We start from the raw sequence: 5,419 nt of genomic DNA, 5'->3' as shown, positions 1-5,419 counted from the left end.
CACCCCGCCGCATCCCCCCACTCCCCGACGGCCGCAGCGTCCCCAGCGTGGACGTACACGCCACCCGGGGCAGCAGCAGTCGCCAGAAGCGGGACAGGGAGTCGGGGGTGAGCCAGCGCGGATCGTGCCGGCCGAGGGACTCGAGGCCGGCGGTCGCGGCGACGACCACGGCGGCCGCGTCCTCCGCGGAGACCCCGTGCGCGAGGGCCCCCTCCATATCCGCCTTGGTCAGCACTTCCTCCACCCACTCCTGCCAGGCCCGGCGCAGCCCGGCGCCGGAGCGCACCCGGCCGGACCCGTCGCCGAGGTCGAACCCGGCGCGCAGGACGGCGTCATGGCCGAGCGCCCGCACCAGGGCGTAGGTGGCGTCGATGAGGGACTGCAACGTGTCGCCGGCGTCCTGGGTGGTGATCCGGCCCAGTCGCAGGGCCGCCGCCTGACCGACCGCGTCGGCGAGGTCCGCCTTGCTGGCGAAGTGGAAGTGCAGCGCCCCGCTGCTGACCCCGGCCCTGGCGCTGATCATGGACAGGGACGCCGTTTCGAAGCCTTCCCGGTCGAACAGCTCGGCGGCGGACTCGATGAGCGCGTTACGCGTGCGCACCGCGCGCTCCTGTTTGGCCATGGGGCGCTCCGTTACTACGCAGGGGACCAGTGCGGACCTGTGCCCGGGATGCCCCCGCTGGGCCTGCCGCCCATTCCCGTGCGTAAAGAGATTATCAAACCGCCTCAGCGGTTTCTAGATGGCCTCTGAATGAAGTCGACTGTAGGTGTACTGATCATGACGGTATGTATACGGACTCGAGAGCGCCTCGAATTCGTCACCCCTCCCCAGGAAACGCCGAAAAGCCACACGCCGGCACTCCACACCCGACCACCCCACGACCGCCACCGCACACGACGGCGCCCCGCGGCCGGAGTCGGCCGCGGGGCGCATCACTTTCGTCCGGGTCAACGCCCCTCTCGGGGGCGCCGGTTCACTCGGGGCGGAGTACCACCGGCAGGGAGGCGTACCCGTTGAAGAGGAAGGTCGGCATGGGAGGGAGGTCCGCCACCGGGCGGGCGAGCCGCATCTCGGGGAACCTGCCGAAGAGTGCTTCCAGGGCGATGGCCGCCTCCATCCGCCCGAGGGGCATGCCGAGGCAGCGGTGGACGCCGTGGCCGAAGGCGAGGGAGTCGCGGTCGGTGCGCAGGAGGTCGAAGGCCGCGGCGTCGTCCCCGTAGCGCTCGGGGTCGAGGCCGGGCGCGGCGAAGTTGACGATGATCGCGTCGCCCCGCTCGATGGTGACGCCGTCGTCGAGCGTGATGTCCTCGACGGCGAACCGCAGCGGGATGTACGCGGCGGGGTTGTGTACGCGGACGGTCTCGTCGACGGCGTCGGTCCAGCTCGCGCGGCCGGAGCGGATGTGGGCGAGCTGCTCGGGGTGGTCGAGCAGCGCGGCGGCGGCGTTGCAGATCACGCCGGTCGTGGTCTCCAGGCCGGCGGCGATCATGAGGTAGAGGCTGTCGACCAGTTCCTTCTCGCTGAGCTGGTCGTCGTCGTCCCGTGCGGCGATCAGCGCGGAGGTGAGGTCGTCCGCGGGCCGGGCCCGCTTGGCGGTGACGAGTTCGGCCAGCATCTCGCCGATGCGTATCCGGGCGGCGTTGATCTCCTGCGGGGTGGCCGAGGCGCTGACCGAAGTGCTGATGGCGACGGCCAGGGGGCGCCGGAACTCGTCGGGCACACCGAAGAGTTCGCAGATCACCCCCATGGGCAACAGGGCGGCGTACGAGGTCAGCAGATCGGTCTCCCGGCCCGCGGGCAGGGCGGCCAGGTCGTCGGTGAGCCCGGCGGAGATCTCCTGCACCCACGGTCTGAGCAGCTCGGTCCGCCGGGTGGTGAACGCGCCGGCGATCAGTCTGCGCAGCCGGGTGTGCTCGGCTCCGTAGGAGAAGAGCATGGTCGTCGCGGACACCCACGGGTAAAGGGGCCACTCCTCGGTGATCAGCCCGTCACGGTAGGGGGGCCAGTGCCGCCGGGGGTCCCGCGAGACACGTGGATCGGCGAGCAGTTGCTTGATGTACCGATGGCGGTTGACGGCCCAGGCCGGCACTCCGCCCGGCAGGCTCACCCGGGCGACCGATCCCCGTTCCCGCAGCGCGGCGGCCTCTCCGGCCAGGTCTCGCGCCGCGGGGTCCAGGGCGTAAGGGCAGGCGATCGTTTCCATCAGACGGTGCTCTCCGTTCGGTCGGTCGGTATCGCACTGGGCAGTTCCCGCGTCCGGCTGAACGGCGCCCGTGGCACGCCGTGAATCGTGCGCGCTCAGCCGAGCGCGACTTCCTCTCCCGCCCGGGCCTGTGCCCGCGCGGTGTTCCACACGTGTTCCGCCCTCGCGGGCGAGAAGTCGAGGCGTACGAGCACGCCGGGGACCGCGATGGAGGCCATCAGATGCCGGTACAGGTCGGACACCCGCTCCACCATGTCCTGATGCTGCGTCAGGATGTGTGACAGCACCTGGACTCCGGTGAAGCAGCCCACGAACACCCTGGCGATGGAGGCCACATCCGTGTCGGGCAGCAGTTCACCGTCCGCCTTGGCCCGGGCGAACATCCCCTCCGAGCGATCCACCCAGCCCTGCATGGGCACCTGGCGGTCCAGGCCGTCCAGGGCACCCTGCTCCACGGTGAGCCGGACGCTGCCGCGCACCAGCGGGTCACCGGTGCTGAGCAGATGTGCCAGCAGCAGCGCCTCGTCGATCGCCGACTGGAGCCTCAGGTCCTGCTCCTGGACGGCGGGCACGGCACTGACCTGCTTGGCCAGGACCTCCTGCGCGAGTTCCTCCTTCGAGGCGAAGTGGAAGTACAGCGCGCCCTTCGTGACTTCGGCCTTCTTGAGGATCTGGGAGATGGTCGCCGCCTCGTATCCGACTTCGTCGAACACCGCGGCGGCCGCGACGACAATCTTCTCCCGCGTCCGGATCGCTCGCTCTTGCCGCGCCACCACACACCTCCGTACGCCCCCCGTAAGCGAAAAATACCGTCAGGTACGTATGATATCAGAAGGTAACGCTCTGTAGTACCTGAGCAAGCCGAAGGCTTTGCGGTCCGGTCGGACTCCGGGCTGCGGAGCCTCAAAACCGACTGGCGAGACCGAGAATAAGACCGAGCGCCCTGTTTTGCAACCCTGCCCGCAGGACCCCTTCCATCGCCCTCGATCTCTCGGCTGGATCGCCATCTTTGCAGGCCAGCGGCGTAGAAGTTGACGCCCGATGGATACCGCTTACTCCCGTGCCCGCCCATGGCCGTCCAGCGTCAAGGTCGCGTCAAGGAGTCAGGAACCAGCAAAAGACGTCTTGAATAAAAACCGGTTGGTTCGTATCTTCTGAAGCCTGTGATCCCAACTACTGGGCTCTAATCAGGGGGAAGAGGTCGTGACCATGACCTTGCTCACGCTCGACACGTCTGCCTCTGCCAAGACAGACGCGCAGAAAACCGACCGCGTTGCTTCGAATCCACCTCCAGTCGGCCACGACGGTGAGAGAACAGCCGCCGAGGAACTGACCCACCTGCTCTTCGACCAGCAGGACCGGGCCCGTGTCCACGACACCTGGCGCACCCTCGTCAGCGGTGAGGCGTTCGCCTACCGCCCGGGACTCTCACCGGACGAGCGCACGGCGCTGTCGTACGACCGGCTCCGCCTGGTCAACGACGCGGTCGACAACCCGGAGACCCTGGCCTCCGACCCTCGGATGCTCGCCAGCCTGCATGAGTGGACGGGGTTCGTCGACGGTGCCCTCGGCACCCTGTCGGGCATCCACTACAACCTGTTCCTGGGCAGCTTCGTCGACCACGACGGCTACCGGCACGATCTGTCGGAGTACGTGTCGATGAACCGCACGGGCACGTTCCTCTGCACGGAACTGGATCACGGCAACGACGCGGCCGCCATGGAGACCACCGCGACGCTGGACCCGGCCACCGGCGGTTTCGTCCTCGACACCCCGCACCCGGGGGCCCAGAAGTTCATGCCCAACACCAGCCTGGTCGGGGGCCCCAAGAGCGCCCTGGTGGCCGCACGGCTGATGGTCGAGGGCAACGACAAGGGGGTCTTCCTCTTCCTGGTGCCGCTCAGCGACGAGGTGGGGCACCTGCCCGGCATCACGGTCCGCGCGCTGCCGCCGAAGCTCGGCAGTTCGGTCGACCACTGCCTCACCTCCTTCGACCGTGTGTGGCTGCCGCGGGAGGCGCTGCTGGAGGCCGAGCACGGCCAGCTCTCCCCCGAGGGCACGGTGACCAGCAGTGTGGGCAGCCGGCGCAAGAGGTTCCTGCGCTCCATCGGCCGGGTGACCACGGGCAAGCTGTGCATGAGCGCCGCCGCGATCGGGGTGTCCCGTACGGCGCTCGCCATCGCCGTACGGCATGCCCACCGGCGCCACATCAGCGGGCCGAAGTCCGGGCAGCGGCTGCCGCTCGCCGCGCACCGCAGCCACCACGGACGGCTGTTGCACGCCCTCGCCACCGGGTACGCGATGACGTTCCTGCACCGCCACGTGGTGACCCGGTGGGCCGAGCACACCTCGGCGGACCGGGCCGAGGTGGAGCGTCTGGTGGCCATCGCCAAGGGCTGGATCACCTGGGAGGCGCGGGACATCACGCTCGAGTGCCGGGAACGCTGCGGCGCGCAAGGGCTGTTCCGGGTCAACGGCCTCTCGGAGCTCCAGCAGGACCTGGAGAGCGCGATCACCGCGGAGGGCGACAATCTTGTCGTCTGGCTCAAGGCCGGCGGCGAGATGCTCTTCGGGCACGACACGGTCGAACGCGGCCACCTCGGCCCCGTCTCCCCGGACCAGGAACTCGCCGATCTGGCGTTCCTGCGGGGTCTGCTCGCGGAGGCCGAGTCCATCTGGCAGGCCCGCGCCCGTACCGCCCTGCGCGAGAGCCCCGCCGGGGATCCGGTGGGCCGCTGGAACGAGGCGTCGACCGCCGCCCTGGAGGTCGTCTCGGCCCACGCCCGTCTCCAGGCGGCGGACGCCTTCCTCGCGACGGCCGCGCAGGCGACCCAGCCGACGGCCCGGTTCCTGCTGCACAGCCTGTGCCGTCTGTTCCTCCTCAAGCAGATCGGCGAGCACACCGGCGACCTGCTCGCCGAGGGTCTCATGACGGCCGATCACGTACGCGGCCTCCCCAAGACCATCGAGACCGTGATCGCCGACCTCGCCCCCCACATGACCACCCTCGTCGAGGCCTTCGCGCTCCCGCCCGAGTACCTGGCCGCCATCCCCCTCGCCGGCGGCACGCCCCTCACGCAGTACACCGACGACCGGGCCCCGCTGGCGACCGTCTGACCGGCGCCCACGCCACCACCCGGCAACACGCACCGCACAGCGCACGCACCCGACGACACCGGGAGCCCGTCCCCACCGGGACGGGCTCCCGGTGTCGT

The 5,419-nt window shown here is 69.8% G+C and carries 4 protein-coding genes; 1 reads left to right on the top strand and 3 read right to left on the bottom strand.

Features of this window, described 5'->3' with window-relative positions; all coding sequences use genetic code 11:
* From AOK23_RS06350 to AOK23_RS06340, 3 genes are all read right to left on the bottom strand, one after another.
* Positions 1-622: ScbR family autoregulator-binding transcription factor (locus tag AOK23_RS06350; protein ID WP_055711757.1), on the bottom strand; the 622-nt coding region annotated here is incomplete at its 3' end.
* Positions 623-974: 352 nt separating this feature from the next.
* Positions 975-2,204 (bottom strand): cytochrome P450 family protein, encoded by a 1,230-nt coding sequence (locus AOK23_RS06345; protein ID WP_055711756.1) that lies wholly within the window; start codon positions 2,202-2,204, stop codon positions 975-977.
* Between the two features lie 95 nt (positions 2,205-2,299).
* Positions 2,300-2,977: a ScbR family autoregulator-binding transcription factor gene (locus tag AOK23_RS06340; protein ID WP_055711755.1), complete on the bottom strand. Its 678-nt coding sequence runs from the start codon at positions 2,975-2,977 to the stop codon at positions 2,300-2,302.
* A gap of 436 nt (positions 2,978-3,413) precedes the next feature.
* Here AOK23_RS06340 and AOK23_RS06335 point away from each other — a divergent pair, with 436 nt between their 5' ends.
* The gene (locus tag AOK23_RS06335; RefSeq protein WP_079049331.1) at positions 3,414-5,321 is read left to right on the top strand and encodes an acyl-CoA dehydrogenase family protein; all 1,908 of its coding nucleotides are present in this window, start codon (positions 3,414-3,416) and stop codon (positions 5,319-5,321) included.
* Positions 5,322-5,419: the final 98 nt, after the last annotated feature.

Origin of the sequence: Streptomyces torulosus (assembly GCF_001419765.1) — a bacterium.
GTDB lineage: Bacteria > Actinomycetota > Actinomycetes > Streptomycetales > Streptomycetaceae > Streptomyces > Streptomyces torulosus.
Note: the sequence above shows the minus strand (reverse complement) of the source record. Positions and strands in the feature narration are given on the sequence as shown.